11 protein-coding genes are annotated in these 15,271 nt (G+C 70.9%); 10 read left to right on the top strand and 1 reads right to left on the bottom strand.

Annotated elements, in window-relative coordinates; all coding sequences use genetic code 11:
- The 8 genes from ACZ6SD_RS10665 (at window position 1) to ACZ6SD_RS10630 (ending at window position 12,315) form a co-directional block, all read left to right on the top strand.
- The gene (locus ACZ6SD_RS10665) at window positions 1-2,679 is read left to right on the top strand and encodes a SaeA-related protein (RefSeq protein ID WP_465316679.1); all 2,679 of its coding nucleotides are present in this window, start codon (window positions 1-3) and stop codon (window positions 2,677-2,679) included.
- Window positions 2,657-3,877 carry a TRAFAC clade GTPase domain-containing protein gene (locus ACZ6SD_RS10660; RefSeq protein WP_465316678.1) on the top strand — a complete coding sequence of 407 codons (1,221 nt, stop codon included), beginning with the start codon at window positions 2,657-2,659 and terminating at the stop codon, window positions 3,875-3,877. The genes ACZ6SD_RS10665 and ACZ6SD_RS10660 overlap by 23 nt, the downstream gene beginning before the upstream one ends.
- Before the next feature lies 1 nt (window position 3,878).
- Window positions 3,879-6,284 carry a GTPase-associated protein 1-related protein gene (locus ACZ6SD_RS10655; protein ID WP_465316677.1) on the top strand — a complete coding sequence of 802 codons (2,406 nt, stop codon included), beginning with the start codon at window positions 3,879-3,881 and terminating at the stop codon, window positions 6,282-6,284.
- A 10-nt stretch (window positions 6,285-6,294) separates the two neighbouring features.
- Entirely contained in the window at window positions 6,295-7,872 is a 1,578-nt protein-coding gene (locus tag ACZ6SD_RS10650) for a TRAFAC clade GTPase domain-containing protein (RefSeq protein ID WP_465316676.1), read from the top strand.
- A 5-nt stretch (window positions 7,873-7,877) separates the two neighbouring features.
- Window positions 7,878-8,024, top strand: coding sequence for a hypothetical protein (locus tag ACZ6SD_RS10645; RefSeq protein ID WP_465316675.1), 147 nt, complete (start codon window positions 7,878-7,880; stop codon window positions 8,022-8,024).
- 170 nt (window positions 8,025-8,194) lie between these two features.
- Window positions 8,195-11,278: a WD40 domain-containing protein gene (locus ACZ6SD_RS10640; RefSeq protein ID WP_465316674.1), complete on the top strand. Its 3,084-nt coding sequence runs from the start codon at window positions 8,195-8,197 to the stop codon at window positions 11,276-11,278.
- Window positions 11,271-11,768 (top strand): GNAT family N-acetyltransferase, encoded by a 498-nt coding sequence (locus tag ACZ6SD_RS10635; protein ID WP_465316673.1) that lies wholly within the window; start codon window positions 11,271-11,273, stop codon window positions 11,766-11,768. The genes ACZ6SD_RS10640 and ACZ6SD_RS10635 overlap by 8 nt, the downstream gene beginning before the upstream one ends.
- A 130-nt stretch (window positions 11,769-11,898) precedes the next feature.
- Complete coding sequence (locus ACZ6SD_RS10630) at window positions 11,899-12,315, top strand: hypothetical protein (protein ID WP_465316672.1); 417 nt, start codon at window positions 11,899-11,901, stop codon at window positions 12,313-12,315.
- On the opposite strand, the gene ACZ6SD_RS10625 is transcribed toward ACZ6SD_RS10630, so the two are convergent.
- Window positions 12,312-13,301: an aldo/keto reductase gene (locus ACZ6SD_RS10625; protein ID WP_465316671.1), complete on the bottom strand. Its 990-nt coding sequence runs from the start codon at window positions 13,299-13,301 to the stop codon at window positions 12,312-12,314. The genes ACZ6SD_RS10630 and ACZ6SD_RS10625 overlap by 4 nt on opposite strands.
- Window positions 13,302-13,393: 92 nt before the next feature.
- Here ACZ6SD_RS10625 and ACZ6SD_RS10620 point away from each other — a divergent pair, with 92 nt between their 5' ends.
- Window positions 13,394-14,443: an LLM class F420-dependent oxidoreductase gene (locus tag ACZ6SD_RS10620; protein WP_465316670.1), complete on the top strand. Its 1,050-nt coding sequence runs from the start codon at window positions 13,394-13,396 to the stop codon at window positions 14,441-14,443.
- Complete coding sequence (locus tag ACZ6SD_RS10615) at window positions 14,440-15,267, top strand: undecaprenyl-diphosphate phosphatase (protein WP_465316669.1); 828 nt, start codon at window positions 14,440-14,442, stop codon at window positions 15,265-15,267. Before ACZ6SD_RS10620 ends, ACZ6SD_RS10615 begins: the two co-directional genes overlap by 4 nt.
- The last annotated feature ends 4 nt before the right edge of the window (window positions 15,268-15,271 follow it).

The raw sequence follows: 15,271 nt of genomic DNA, 5'->3' as shown, positions 1-15,271 counted from the left end.
GTGTCCGACGAGCTGGCGGGCTACGCCGAGGACGTGCTGGACCCGGCCAGGCGCGCGGGCAACACGCCGCCGCCGGACCTGTTCACCCGCTACGACGTCGATCCGCAGCGGGTGCGGAGCCAGGAGGACTTCCTCCGCCGGGTCGAGGTGATCGTCAAGCACTGGAAGAAGCTCAAGATGCAGCGCAAGTACAACCAGTTGGCGACCGCGCTGCTCGCCGCGCACGCCGACCTGGAGCGCAAGCGGCTGCTGACCCTGGAGCACTTCGCCCAGCGGCGCGACGAGGCCGCGGGGGCGGCCCGCTCCCGATTGGACAGCCGGGTCGCCGCCATCGCCGCCTCGACCCCGTGCCTGACCCTGGCTGCCCTGCGCAGGCTTGTCGGTTCCCTCGACGGCGCCTACGACGAGAAGGCGGTGCGCGCGGCGCTTGCCGAGCACTCCGTCACCGTGATCGACCCACCGTGGGAGACGGTGGCTGCGGCTCCGGTGGCCACCGTTCGGTCTCTGCGTGACGCGCTCACCGCGCTCGGCGCCCGGATCAGCCCAGACGTGCTGTTCGGGGTGGACGCGGTCCGCGCCGGATTCACCCTGCGCTCGGGATTCCGGCTCGCTGACGGCGGCACGGTGACCCTGGACCAGCTGCACAAGGTGCGCGCGGCGCAGGCCACCAGCAAGCACGACGACCGCAAGACTGCGGTGGACAACGTCCTGGCGATCCTGATCACCGCGGCCGACCAGCCGGACGGCCTGCACCGGCTGGTGCTCTGGGAGGTCCAGGAGCAGTTGCGCCCCGACGTCGTCGCCGGGCTGCCAGTCCGCGCCGTAGCCAAGGCGGGCGAGGAACTCGGGCTCGCCGCGGCGGAGGCGCTGGCGCTGGCGGCCACGCTCAGCGCCGAGGGCGGTGACGGCCCCAAGGGCGGTGGCGACCTGCTCGACCGGATCACCGAGGCCCTGCGGGCGGGCGAGCTGGACGAGGCGGAATCGCTGCTGGCCGAGGCGCCCGCCGCGGCGGGCGCCGAAGCACGCGAGCGGTTGGCTGAGTCCCGTGCCAAGGTCGCCGACCTCGTCGCCGCCGCCGAACGCGCGTTGGCGGGCGGCGACGGAGAGGAAGCCGTGGGCTTGTTCGCCGCCGCGGCCAGGATCGCCGCTGACGACGAGACCCTGCCTGCCCGGATCGCCGCGATCGCCCCGCCGCCGCCCAGCGAGGTCGTCGCGGGCGGCCACGGCGGGCGGATCGCGGTCCGCTGGACGCCGGGCGCGGTCCGCACCGGCGATGTCCGCTACCTGGTCGTGCGCTCCGCCGACCGGCCGGTGGTGTCGGCAAGCGCAGGGATCGTGGTCGGCGAGACGGAGTCCAACGAACTCGTCGACGCCGAGCCCGCCGCGGCCGAGCCCACCTACTACACCGTCTTCGCGGCCCGCGGCGACGGACCGCGCTCCCCGGGGGTGGCCGCCGCGCCGGTGGAGGTGCTGCCCGAGGTCGGCGATGTCACGCTGCGCGTGGCGGAGGGCGTGGTGACCGGCTCGTGGCAGATCCACCCCGCCGCCGTCGAGGTGGTCGTCACCCGGACCGAGCGCGGAGCGCGGGGGGCCGAACCCACCCTGGTGCCGCTCACGGACCCGGCCGCGACGGGATTCGCGGACCGCGACGTGACTAACGGCCACACCTATGACTACACCTTCCACGCGGTGTACCTGACCAGGGCGGGCGAGCGCCGGGTCTCGGCGCCGGTGGTCGCCTCGGCCACCCTCACCGAGCCGCCGGGAACCCTCACCGCGCTGCTGCACGAGGTCGTCACCGACGACGGCGGCACCGGCCTGCGCTTCACTTGGCGGCCGCCCGAGCGTGGCCTGGTCGAACTGCGCCTGTCCGGGGGCGTGCCCCCGTGGCCCGAGGGCGACCTGGTGGACCGCGCCGCGGCCCGGGGGATCGGCCCAGCGGTGGGCGGCGAGCCGGTGGTCGGGCCGGACGGTCTGGCCGACCTCGTCGTGCCCGCCCCGGCGGGCCGGGTGGTGGTGACGGCTGTCGTGATCGCGGGCGACCAGGCCAGGATCGGCCCCTCGATCGCCTTGACGCTGGTCAAACCGGTCGCCGACGTGCGCGCCGAGCGGTTCGACGACCAGGTGCGGCTGCGCTGGCGCTGGCCGGACGGGGCGAACCTGGCCAGGGTGACGTGGTGCGCCGAGAGCGAGGACATCGCTCGCGGCGGCGTCCACCAGGACGTGTCCCGTCGGGTCTACGGCGACGCGGGCGGAGTCCGGGTCGACGCCGTCCCGGGCCCGCTCACCATCGCCGTGGCCACCGTCGTCCGAGATCGCGGCGAGGAGATCGTGTCCGCGCCGGTCACGGTCAGCGTCGCGGGCGCTCCCACCCGGGTCGCCTACGGCCTGCGGCTCGCCGGACTGCTCTCCCGCAGGCACGACCTGGTCCTCACCGCGGAGCGCACATGCAGGCTGCCCGGCCTGGTCCTGGTGCACCGTGCCGACGGCATCGTCCCGCTGCGCCGCGAGAGCGGCGAGGTCCTGGCCAGGGTCGACGCCCGCGTCCTGCGGTCGGGGACGCCGTTGACCGTGCCGCTGGCGAAGCGCGTCGACCCGCCGTCGGGGTTCGCCTGCTTCGTCGACCCGCAATCGCCACCAGCCGACGAGGTGACCCTTGTTCCCACGCCTGTCCGCTGACGCCGTCGCGTCAAAGCTCATCTGCCCCTACTGCTACCGCAAGTTCCGCGCCAAGGACATCAAGTTCCGGTGCACTGGCCGCACCGGCCGCGGCTCGACCTGCGAGGTCGCCCGCGACCACGTGCTCTACGAGCAGATGGGCGACACCGACCGCAAGTTCCCGGCCTTCAACGCCAACGGCCGCCGGATGTCGGCCGTGCACCAGGCATGCGGGTCCGAGACCACCAACCGGCTCTGCCCGCACTGCCACAGCCAGCTCCCAGTCCTGTTCGGACAGACACCGAGCAGGCTCATCGCCTTGGTGGGCGCGAAGAACAGCGGCAAAACCGTCTACATGACCGTCCTGCTGCACGAGCTGTTCCAAGAGGTCGGCGGCAGGCTCAACGCCTCGGTGCTCGGCGCGGACGACTACACCAGGGCGACCTTCGAGGAGGAGTACGAGAAGCGGCTCTACCTCAAGGGCGAACTGCACCAGACGACGAAGACCGCGGGGGCGCGCCGCGGCGGCCGCAGGCCGCTGGTCTTCAACGTCACCGTCGGCGACCGCGGCAAGGTCCGGCGGACCGTGCTGTCGTTCTTCGACACCGCGGGTGAGGATCTGACCAACCAGGGCTCGGTCGAGCGCAACGTGCGCTACCTCAGCAGCGCCGACGGCATCATCCTGCTGCTCGACCCGTTGCAGCTTCCCGGAGCCCGCACCCAGGCCGACACCGCGGCGCTGCTGCCCGAGCAGCACGGGGCCGTGGACGCCCCGGTGAACGTGCTGTCCCGGATCATCGCGCTGCTTCAGGCGGACGCGGGCGGCACGGGGAAACTCGCCAAGCCCATCGCGGTCGCCTTTTCCAAAATGGACGCTCTGGTCGCCGCGCTGCCCGACAGCAGCCCGCTGCGCAGGCGACCGCCCACCCAGCCCGGCTTCGATGAGGCCGACAGCCAGGAGGTGCACCGGCACATGCGGGCACTGCTGCACGACTGGTCCGGGCACAACCTCGACGACGCCTTGGCCAACAACTTCGCCCGCTTCCGGTACTTCGGACTCTCCGGCCTCGGTCGCAGCCCGCAGTCCGACGACGGCGGGCAGTCGCAGCGGCTGGCCGACGGCGCCCCGCACCCGTGGCGGGTGGAGGACCCGTTCCTGTGGCTGCTCAGCGAGTTCCAGCTCATCCGTCGGATCGGCAAGCCGAACGGCGGTCGGTGACATGTTCGACCAGGCGTACTACACCTCCTGCGAGCACGGCCTCTCCGGCCACGCGGGCTACCAGTTCAACGCCGCCAGCGCGGGCCTCGGCCAGGACGCGCTGTCCGACATCGAGGCGCTGACCTCCTATAGCCCGCCTCGCTCACTGTCCTATTCGGCCGGTGCGGCGGAGATCGCCGCCGCACCGGTGAACCTGTGCTACCGGCCGGGCCGCACCACGATCCTGGCCAACGTGGTGTTCGTCGGCGTCGACTACTCCCGCCGGTTCGGCAACTACTTCGCCCACGCGCTCGTCACCGCCGACATCGCCGCCGAACTCGGCCCGCTGGCCCCGATCGAGTTGTGGGGCGCGCCGTTCTGGGCGCGCGACCCGGTGGCGTCCCCTCGGTTGCCCGGGCTCGCGGCGGGAACCGCGCACGGCGCGCTGACCAGAGCCGAGGTGGCGCGGTTCGTCGGCGAGCACCCCCATGGGGACTGGCTTCCGGCGCTGGTGACCGCCGCCGGGCACGCGGTGCGCGAGCAGGATCGCAAGGTGTTGATCGTGGAGCGCACCGCGGAGAACGTGGCCCGCTGGATCGCCGCCGTGTCCTATCTGCTGCCCGTCGAACTGGTCCACGCGATGTCCTTCGCCACCTACGAGCACGAGCCCCGCTACAGCGGCCTGGCTGTGGTCGGCACCGTGCCGGACACCGATTTCGCCGTGGACGAGAGCGCCATGGAGGCCAACTACGTCTTCGACATGACCGGCGGCCGGGCCAGCGCCATCGAGATCCACCCGCTCGCCGAGTTGCTGGCCGACATCGGCGTGGAGTCCGCCGCGGACGCCTGGGGCTCCGCGCGGTCGCTGGCGTCGGGCCGGGAGAGCTCGCTGGACGACTGGCATCCGGTGCTCGCCGCGAGCGTGCTCGGCCGCAAGCTGGCTTACGCCGAGGACGCCGTGGCCGTCGCCCGCTGGCTCGGCGCGCATGGCGCGCGGCTGAGCCCGGAGACCACTGGCGGAATCGCCGCGAGGGCGCTGCCACTGCTCAAGGGCGCCGACGACCCGGTGGAGCCGCTGCGCGCGCTCGCCGTCGCCGTCCGGGCGGCCGGGGCGCGCGATCTGATGGCGGAGATCGAGGAGGCCACGGTCCAAGCGCTGCTCGAAGGCGAGGTGGCCCGGCTCGACCCCGAGGAGCCCGTCGAGTCGCCGCGGGCCAGGAAAGCCGCTTCCGCGGCCTTGGCCGCCCGGCTTCGGCTGGCGAACGGCGAGACGGTTCTGACGCTGCTGCGCTGGGCGCAGTCGGTGGGGGTCGCGGTGGCCGCCGAGGTGGTGCGCGCGGCAGGCGCCCGAGCCGTCGGGCCGATCGTCGTCGCGGCCCCGGAGAGCGACGGCGCCGTGGACGTGCTGGCCCGGTGGCCCGCGTTGTGCGCCGGGGTCGTGGACCACTTGGCGAGCGTCGCCGAGCGGCTGGTCGAGGTGGTGGCGGTCCTGACCGGGCCCGCGGGCGACCTGCTCGACACACGCGGCCGCGACGAGCTGCGGGAGGCCGCCACCGTGGCCGCCGTCCGCGCGGGCGACCTGCCCGCCGTCGACGCGTTGGTGCGGGTCTCGCGCGAGCGGGGGGAACTGCGGCCGGGGCTGCTGGAGCTGCTGTGGCCGGGCGGCGCGGAGTGGACGGTGACCGAGGCGCACCAGGTCGTGGGCGCCCTCGACCCCGCGTTCGTCGTGGCGGACTCGGTGGTCGGCAGGCTGGTCCGGGTGCTCGACGGAGCACCGGCCACGGACGCGTTCGACCAGCTCTGCGACGTGGTGTCGCAGAGCCCGGCGTTCGCCCGCCTGCCCGCCGACACCCGCCGCGCGGTGGAGCGGCGGCGGGAGGTGCTGCTGATCACCTCGGGGCTCGTCGGGCTGTCCGCGGCCGGGTTCCACCGGGCGCTGGCCGAGCTGGCGGCGAGCTTCCCTGGATTCGACGAAACCAAACGCGCCGAGGTGACCCGCAAGCTCGTGCAGCAGTCGATCAAGCTGGAGTACGGGGAACTGGCGCACCTGCTGACCAAGATCAAATTCGTGCGCGCGACGTACGTGTCCTCGCTGGAGCACGAGAGGCTGCGCCCCGAGGTGCGTGTGGCCAGGATGGCGGGCCTGCTCGGCGCGATCAGCGAACTGCGCCGTGAGCAGCACCTGCAACCGCAGCGGGTGGAGCTGGAGCGCTTGGCGCGGGGCGCGCTGGGCAAGTGGCGCGGCCGCGAGGTGCGCCGGGTGATCGAGCTGCTCGACCGGCACGGCCTCGCGCACATGGTGTGGTGGACCAGGAAGTGGCTGCGCGAGCGGCACGGCGCCGGGATCGCGTGGTGGGCGGGCGCGCTGGGCCCCAAGCTCGCCGACACACCGCCAAAGCCCACGCGCCCGGCTTCGCGGCGCGGTTAGGAGCCAGGATATGGAACAGGTCGTGGTGGCGCTGCTGGCGCTGGTCGTCGCCGTGGCCGTCGCCGTCGTCGCGGTGGCTGCCCGGTTCGGCGCGCCGATGCTCGCGCGGTACGCGCAGGGCTACGCGGTCGGCTACGGCATCGGCAAGGAGCCGGACGCGGCCGAGGTCGTGCGGCAGCCGGTGAAGAAGCCGACGGACAAGCACGAGCCCGCTTTCGACCACTACCTGCGCGGCCAGGCGTGGCGCGACGCCCGACACGCCCACCGCCTGGGACAGCTGCGACTGAGGGAGACTCTGAGCGCGCGGTGGAACCGGTTGCTGGACCGGCATTTCCGCTTCCGCCACGTCGAGGGCCAGCCCGAGCAGGCGCCGACGGGCCCCAGCCGGGCCGTCGGCGTGCTGATGGCGGTTGGTTTGGGTCTCGCGGTGGCGGTGGTGAGTCTGCTGCTGGTCGCGGTGTGCGTGGCGGAGGCGCTGGTCTTCTGCGTGGTGCTGCCGCTGGCCTGGCTCGCCGCGTGGGCCCTGCGCGGCCTCGACACGCTGGTGCTGCTGGCCCGCGGGATCACCAGGACCTGCAACCACGGCGGCCACCGGGTGCCCAAGGTGACCGTGGAGTGCGACGGCTGCCACGCGATGCACAAGGACCTGCGGCCAGGCCGGTACGGGATGCTGCGCCGCACGTGCCAGTGCACCAAGCGCCTGCCCACGACCGCGCTGCTCGGCAGTTACCGACTGCCCGCTTGGTGCCCCCAGTGCGACAAGCCGCTCGCTGACCGCACCGGCATGGCCCCGGAAATCGTGCTCCCGGTCTTCGGCGGCTCGTTCGCGGGCAAAACACAGCTGATCACCGCCCTGGTGATGGCCATCGAGTCCATAGCGGACCGGATGGGCGGCGGCTTCGACTACGCGGACGACCTGACCCGCAACCGCATGCAGACCTTCCGCCGCATGCTCATCGACGCCAACCGCACGGAGAAGACCAGCGCGATCAACACCACCACGTCCTCGGTGGTCCACCCGGCGTTTTCCCTGCACGTCCGCCCCGGAAACGGCAAGCGCAAACTGGTCCACATCTTCGACGCGGCCGGGGAGTCCTTCATGGCCGCGGCCAGCATCCAGCAGCTGACCTACCTGAAGCTGGCCCGCACCATGGTGTTCGTCATCGACCCGTTGTCGATAGGCAGGCTGTGGCACAACCTGCCCGCTGACCGCCAGGAGATCCTGCGGAAGGTCCGCTCGGACATCGAACCCCATGTGGTCTTCGAGAAAACCCTGCAGACGATGACCGACATGGGCATCACGACAACCGATGTTCGCCTGGCGGTGGTGGTCAGCAAGGCCGACCTCCTCCCGGACGCGCTGGAGGAGGTCAACGGCCGCGACGGCCAGGCCATGCGGGCTTGGCTGTCGACTGTTGATCTGGGAAACATGGTCAGAGCCATGGATCTGCACTTCAGCCAGGTCGAGTTCTTCATCACCGCCGCCACCGCCCAAGACGCCCACCCCCACCCCAGCGTCGAGCTGTTCATCCGGGAAACCCTCGCCGTCAACGGCCTCAAACTCGTCCACCCTGCCAACAAGAGATGACACCCATGCCCGAAGACCCCTACCGCCCCTGGCGCAAATCCGTCTACATAGCCACTCTGACCCTGGGCGCCACCATCACCCTGCTCCTGACTTTGGCGGTCGCCCTCACTGTGGTGGGGGTCGTCGACGCCCTCGTCCAGGCTTCTTCCTGACCGACTAGCCGATTGTGGCCGCTTCCGCGCGGTGACTCGGCACTGCCGTCTCACACGAGGACCGCGTCCAGCCACTCCGACGCGGCGGGCGTTGGCAGGAGTTAGCCAAAACAAGGACAGATCGCCTCCACAGGAGGTCCCTCTCCCGCCTAGATCGCTACATTTGCGCTGTGTCTGTCACCGAGCGGCGATTCAACGCGTTCCTGTCCTACAGTTTCGCGGCCGACCGGCAACTTGCCCATGCGCTGCAACGAGGATTGCACCGACTGGCCAGGGCGTGGTACCAGCCATCGGTGCTGCGCGTCTGCCGCGACCTCAGCAACCTGCCCGCGTCGAGCGACCTCCTCGGCGCGATCCGGGACGCGCTGGCCGACTCGGACCACTTCGTGCTGCTCGCGTCCGAGCAGTCCGCGGCGTCGAGCTGGGTGCGCGAGGAGATCGGGTACTGGCAGGCGGAACGGGAATCGAAGACATTCCTGATCGCGCTCACCAGCGGCACGATCGTCTGGGACGACGAGGCCGACGACTTCGACTGGACGCGCACCACCGCGTTGCCGAGGCAGCTCAGCGGGTACTTCTCGGCCGAACCGCTGTGGGTCAACCTGAGCTGGACGCGTGAGGTGAGCCATCTGTCGTTGCGCAACGACCGGTTCCGCTCCGACGTGGCGACGCTCGCGGCCCCGATTCGCGGCCTGCCCAAGGAATACCTCGACGGTGAGGACCAGCGCTTGCACCGGTCCGCTGTGCGCACCAGACGATTGGCCACCTCCGTGTTGGTGGTGCTGCTCGTGCTGGTGACGGTGCTGGCGGGCGTGACGTGGCAACAACTGAACGAGTCGAACCGGCAGCGCGACCAAGCGTTGTCCCGCGAACTCGCGGCCCGCTCCGCCGAACTCGGCGACCGCGTCCCGTCGGTGTCCAAGCTGCTCAGCATCGCGGCGTGGCGCATCAGCCCTACTCCGCAAGCGAAGGCGGGCATGCTGCGGGCGGCCGCCCGCCCTGGCATCGTGGGCGTCGCGGCCAACAATGCGCCGGTCGTCTCAGTCGCCTACTCGCTCGACGGCAAGACGGTTGTCGCGGCAGGCCGCGACGGCAAGGTCAGGTTCTGGGACACGGCGACGCACCAGCAGGCGGGTGAGCTGGCCACGCACGCCGACCAGATCGCGGTAAGCCCGGACGGACAGCACCTCGCCACGGCTGGTGACCAGCAACCGGATGGTTTTGCCCTACCGACCCGATTCTGGGATGTCACCACACGCCAGGAGTCAGGCGCGCATCTCCCACTCGCCCCGGCGAACCCGCGGACCGCGGTCATGAACAAGCTCCACTGGAGCAAGACGATCGCGTTCAGCCCGGACGGCAGATCAGTGGCGACCGGGGCGAGTGACGGGACGGTGCGACTCTGGGATTTCGGCACGCGCCAGGAGATCGGCCCGGCACTGGCCGGGCATCCCGGCGATGACGCGCCGTCCGTGGCGTTCGACCCTGCGGGAAAAACCCTCGCCACAGCGGGCAACGACGGCGCCGTGCGGTTCTGGGACACGGCGACGCGCCAGGAGATCGGCGAACCGTTGACGGCGCACCCGCCAGACCCTCAAGGGGCGATCGTCCCGGTGCTCGCGTTCAGCCCGGACGGCACGACTCTCGTGAGCGCGGGAACCGACGGCACGGTCCGCTTGTGGGACACCGTCACCCGCCAGGCGAAGGGCGCGCCGATGAGCGGGCACACTCGTTCCGACCGCGCGATCGTGCGGCCATCGGTGACGTTCAGCCCCAGCGGCAAGATGATCGCCACCGGAAGCCACGACGGCACGATCAGGCTGTGGCAAGCCGACAAGCAACAGCAGATCGGAGAGCCGCTCGCCGGTCACAGCGGGCCTGTCACGTCGATCGCGTTCAGCCCGGACGGCAGGACGCTCACCAGCGCTGGCATGGACGGCATGGTGCGGCTGTGGCACGTCGCGGGCTACGAGCAGGCCGCCAACCCGCTCGCTGGGCACGTCGCGGGCGTCTATGCGGTCGCCTTCAGCCCCGACGGGAAGACGCTGGCCAGTGGCGGGGACTACGGCGGGATCACCGACTATCTCGGAAGCCCGTTTCTGTGCGGCCACAGCGGCTGGGGCATCTGCCTCAGCGGCTACGGCTGGCTGAGCGCGAGCGGCGAGGGAGTCGGCCCCAGCACGGTGGTCACGCCATCCAAAGACGACGACCACGCCCAGTGGCGGTTCGCTGACGGGCCGACGGTTGTGATGTGGGATGTCGAGCGGCGCCGAGAGAACGGTCGGATAATGACAGGCCACACCCGGACGATCCGCGCGCTCGCGTTCAGCCCGGACGGCACGGCGCTGACCGGTGGCGGCCTCGACGATCCGTACAGCGGCAGCGGAAGGATCCTGACGTGGAATCCCAGCGATCGCCGCACGATCGCGAGCGTCCCGACCGGGAAGGACCGAGCTGTGTGGTCCGTCGCGTACAGCCCGGACGGCAGGTCGCTGCTCAGCGGCGGCGACCTCCAGTCGGTCGGTAAGACAACCTTGGGGGAGAACGACTTCACAATGAACGACAGCACGGAGCCCGGGGTCGGTGAGGCCGACAAATCGACCGTCATCTCCTGGGGCCCGCTTGCCCAGCCGCGGCGAAGCACGCTGCTGCACGACCAAACCACGTACTCGGTCGCCTTCTCCCCGGACGGCTCCACCATCGCCACCAGCGGCGCGGACGGTCTGATCCGCCTGTGGGAAGCGGCGTCAGGGAAGCAAAGAGGCGAACCGCTGCGCGGCCACGTCGGCGTGGTCGGTTCTGTGGCCTTCTCCCCGGACGGCAAGACACTGGCCAGCAGCGGAGATGACGGTACGATCCGATTGTGGGAGACGGCATCCCACACGCAACGTGGTGAACCGCTGCGCGGACACACGGGCCCGGTGTACTCGGTGGCGTTCAGCCCGGACGGCGCCATCCTGGCGAGCGGCAGCGGCGACAATTCCGTGCGGCTATGGGATATCGCGACTCGGAGTCAGGTCAGTGAGTCGTTCCTGGCGCACCGGGGACCGGTGCGTGCGGTCCGGTTCAGCCCGGACGGCAGGTGGCTGGCAAGCGGAGGCGAGGACATGGCCGTGCGTCTGTGGGACGTCGGTTACGCGACGGGGGATGTCGAGAAGTCGTTGTGCGCCATGGTGAAGCGCACGCTCACCCGGGCCGAGTGGGAGCGTCTGATCCCGGACGCGCCCTTCCGCGAGGTCTGCCACTATGGCTGAGCTGACCATTGTGATCGATGATCTTTCTGGGGCTCGGATCGCGGAGTTTCTTGATGGGCATGTTGAGGAGATGCGGTCCATCTCCCCGCCGGAGAGCAAGCACGCGTTGGATCTTGAGGGTCTGCGTAGGCCCGAGGTGACGTTTTGGACGGTGCTCCACGGGGATGACCTGGTGGGGTGTGGCGCGCTCATGGAGCTTGAGCCTGGGCACGGGGAGATCAAGTCGATGCGGGTGGCGGGGGAGTGGCAGGGGCGGGGGGTGGGGTCCATGTTGTTGCGGCACATCATCGGTGTGGCTGTCGAACGTGGATACTCGCGGTTGAGTTTGGAGACGGGGTCGTTCGGGTTCTTCGCGCCTGCTCGTAGGTTGTACGCCAAGCATGGGTTCGAGGTGTGTGGGCCGTTCGCGGGGTATCGGGAAGATCCCAATAGCGTGTTCATGACCAAAGTGCTGGCAGCCGGGACCGCGGGTGCGGGGTCGGGGGAGTGATGCCGCGCCTCGCCGTGAGCGGTTCGCTGGATTTCGCACAGTGACTGACCCTCGCGGGTGAAGTCGAGACCAAGCTGTAACACATACTGTGCTTGGGCCGACTGAGCAGGCACGAGTGCAGGAGGAATCAATGTCGATCGATCCAACGCACCTGCCCCTTCTCGGCAATGTCGAGCCAGCCGATCCGCCGCCGCCGGTTCGGGTGGCGAGTGTGCTGTTGTTGGCCCATGTGACCGTGTCCGGAGCCCACCTCGCCCTGGTCTGGGCCAAGACCGGCCAGGATCTGTCCCTGTTCGCCGTCCCCTTGGGGCTGTGCGTGTGGTTCGCGCTCAGTGTGCGTGGCGGTCGGGACTGGGCGCGGTTGGCCGTGTTGCTGGTGGCGCCGCTGGTCCTGTTGCTGACGCTGACCCTGGCGTCCGGGCCGGACGATCTGGCCGCGGTCGCGTTGTCCGCGCTGCTGGTGGCCTGCGCCGCGCACCAGATGTTCCGGGCCGACGTCGCGGAGTACTTCGCGCCCGAAACCGATCAGGCCGGGGGCAGGGACTAGCCCAGGCGGGACTTGACGCCCTGTTCCGGATACCCGAACTCGACCCCGCTCACGTCGTCCAGTGCCGCGCGGATGGCCGCGGGCAGGGTCAGGTCCTCTGCCGCCAGCGAGCCGCGCAGCTGCGCGGTGTCCCGCGCGCCGACGACCGGGGCCACCACGCCCGGCCGGTCTCGCACCCACGCCAGGGCCACCGCCAGCGGCGAGGTGCCCAGGCCATCCGCTGCGGTCACCACCGCCTGCACGATCCGTGCGGCGCGCTCGGTGCGGTGCTGTTCGACGTACGGCGCGAACCGCGCCGAGGCGCCGCGGGAGTCGGCTGGGGTGCTGGTGCGGTACTTGCCGGTGAGCACGCCGCGGCCCAGTGGCGCCCAGGGCAGCACGCCGATGCCGTGGTGCGCGCACGCCGGGATGACCTCCCGCTCCACGCCCCGCTCCAGCAGCGAGTACTCGACCTGGGTGCTGACCAGCGGCGCGCCGCCCGCGACACACGCCTGCCGGGTCGCGGCGGTCGCGGTTTGCCAGCCGGAGTAGTTCGAGATGCCCGCGTAGCGGACCTTGCCGCTGCGCACCGCCGCGTCCACAGCGGACAGCGTCTCCTCCAGCGGCACCGACTCGTCCCACGCGTGCAGCTGCCACAGGTCGATGTGGTCGGTGTCGAGACAGGTCAGCGACGCCTCCAGGGCCGCGAGCAGCGCGCCGCGCGACGCGCCGCCGCCGAAGGGCCCGTCGTGGCGGCGGGCGACGGCCTTGGTGGCGAGCACGACCTGCTCGCGGGGGACGAGGTCGTCCAGCAGCGCGCCCAGCACGCGTTCGCTCTCGCCGTCGGCGTAGATGTCCGCGGTGTCGACGAGCGTGCCGCCCGCCTCCACGAAGGCCGCCAACTGGCTGGCCGCCTCACCGGCGTCGGTGTCCCCGCCCCAGGTCAACGTGCCCAGCGCCATCCGGGACACCCGCAGCCCACTGCGCCCGAGGTGTCGTTGCTCCACGAGCACGGAGCCTAGGCGGCCGACCCCGGGCGCCGGACGCGCCACTCCGGGCGACTGGTGGATCGGCGTTACCCGTGGGTAGTGTCAGCCGTGTGCGACTGGGACTGAACATGGGCTACTGGGGCGCCGGGAACGACGCCGCGAACCTCGAACTGGCCAAGGAGGCGGACCGACTCGGCTACTCGGTGGCCTGGGTCGCCGAGGCGTACGGCTCCGACGCGCCCACGGTCCTGGCCTGGGTCGCCGCGCACACCGAGCGCATCGACATCGGCAGCGCCATCCTGCAGATCCCCGCGCGCCGCCCCACCATGGCCGCGATGACCGCCGCGACCCTCGACACGCTCTCCGGCGGCCGCTTCCGCCTCGGGCTCGGCGTGTCCGGCCCGCAGGTCTCCGAGGGCTGGTACGGGGTCAAGTTCGACAAGCCGCTCGGCCGCACCCGCGAGTACGTCGACATCGTCCGCCAAGCGCTGCGCCGCGAACGGGTGAGCTACCAGGGCAAACACTTCACCCAGCCGCTCCCGGACGGCCCCGGCAAGCCGCTCAAGCTGACCGTGCACCCGGTGCGCGAGCAGATCCCGGTCTACCTCGCCTCGATCGGCCCGAAGAACCTGGAGCTGACCGGCGAGATCGCCGACGGCTGGCTGGCCATCTTCTACTCGCCCGAGCACGGCAAGGAGTCCCTGGAGCTGATCGCCCAGGGCCGCGCCAAGGCGGGCAAGACCCTCGACGGCTTCGACGTCGTCCCCACCACCCCCATCGTCGTCGGCGACGACTGGAAGACCGCCGCCGACACCGTGCGCCCCTACGCCGCGCTCTACGTCGGCGGCATGGGCAGCCGCGAGCAGAACTTCTACAACAACCTGGCCTGCCGCATGGGCTACGAGGCCGAGGCCGCCGAGACCCAGAACCGCTACCTCGCCAAGGACTACGAGGGCGCGGCGGCCGCGGTGCCGCTGGGCTTCCTCGACTCGACCGCGCTGCTCGGCCCCAAGGAGCGCATCGCGGAGAAGATGCAGGCCCTGGCCGAGTCAGGGGTCACCACGCTGACCGTTTCACCGATCCTGCAAGATCTTGAGCAAAGCAAGGCGGCTCTGCGGGTCGCCGTGGAAGCTCTGGATCTCGCGGGAGTCGGTAGTTGACCTGGTTTCAAGCCATTGTCCTCGGCATCGTCCAGGGATTGACCGAATTCCTCCCCGTCTCGTCGTCCGCGCACATCCGTGTCGTCTCCGAACTCTGGTTCGGCGCCGACGCGGGCGCCTCGTTCACCGCCGTCATCCAGCTCGGCACCGAGGCCGCGGTGGTCATCTACTTCGCCAAGGACATCTGGCGGCTGCTCCGGGCCTGGTTCCGCGGCCTCGGCAGCGCCGAGGCCCGGCGTGACCCGGACTACCGGTTCGCCTGGTACGTGATCATCGGCTCGGTCCCGATCAGCGTGTTCGGCGTGCTGTTCAAAGACGAGATCCGCACCGCCCTGCGCAACCTGTGGATCACCGCGTTCGTGCTGATGATCTTCGCGGTGATCCTCGCCGTCGCCGACGAGACGGCCAAGCAGCACCGGGACAAGCTGACCATGAAGGACAGCGTCCTGATGGGCCTGGCGCAGGCCATGGCGCTGATCCCCGGAGTCTCCCGCTCCGGCGGCACGCTCACCGCGGGCCTGTTCCTCGGTCTCGACCGCGCCGCGGCCACCCGGTACTCGTTCCTGCTGGCCATCCCGGCGGTCTTCGGCGCGGGCGTCTTCAGCATCCCCGACGTCCTCGACCGCAGCGGCCCTGGACTACAGGCGAGCGTCCCGCAGACCATCGCGGCGACGGCGGTGTCGTTCCTCGTCGGCTACGCCTGCGTGGCCTGGCTTCTCAAGTACGTCTCCAAGCACAACTTTATGCTCTTCGTCTGGTACCGGATCGCTCTCGGCGCGGTGCTATGCGGGCTGCTGGCCACCGGCGTTGTCTCCCCGACCTGATCGC

The organism is Actinokineospora sp. NPDC051303, assembly GCF_055586285.1.
This window is presented reverse-complemented; position numbering and strand designations above follow the sequence as displayed.

Bases quoted from the DNA above. Each gene is read 5' to 3' on its own strand.
- ACZ6SD_RS10635 (WP_465316673.1), top strand. From the start codon at position 11,271: ATGGCTGAGCTGACCATTGTGATCGATGATCTTTCTGGGGCTCGGATC.
- ACZ6SD_RS10655 (WP_465316677.1), top strand. From the start codon at position 3,879: ATGTTCGACCAGGCGTACTACACCTCCTGCGAGCACGGCCTCTCCGGC.
- ACZ6SD_RS10630 (WP_465316672.1), top strand. From the start codon at position 11,899: ATGTCGATCGATCCAACGCACCTGCCCCTTCTCGGCAATGTCGAGCCA.
- ACZ6SD_RS10645 (WP_465316675.1), top strand. From the start codon at position 7,878: ATGCCCGAAGACCCCTACCGCCCCTGGCGCAAATCCGTCTACATAGCC.
- ACZ6SD_RS10650 (WP_465316676.1), top strand. From the start codon at position 6,295: ATGGAACAGGTCGTGGTGGCGCTGCTGGCGCTGGTCGTCGCCGTGGCC.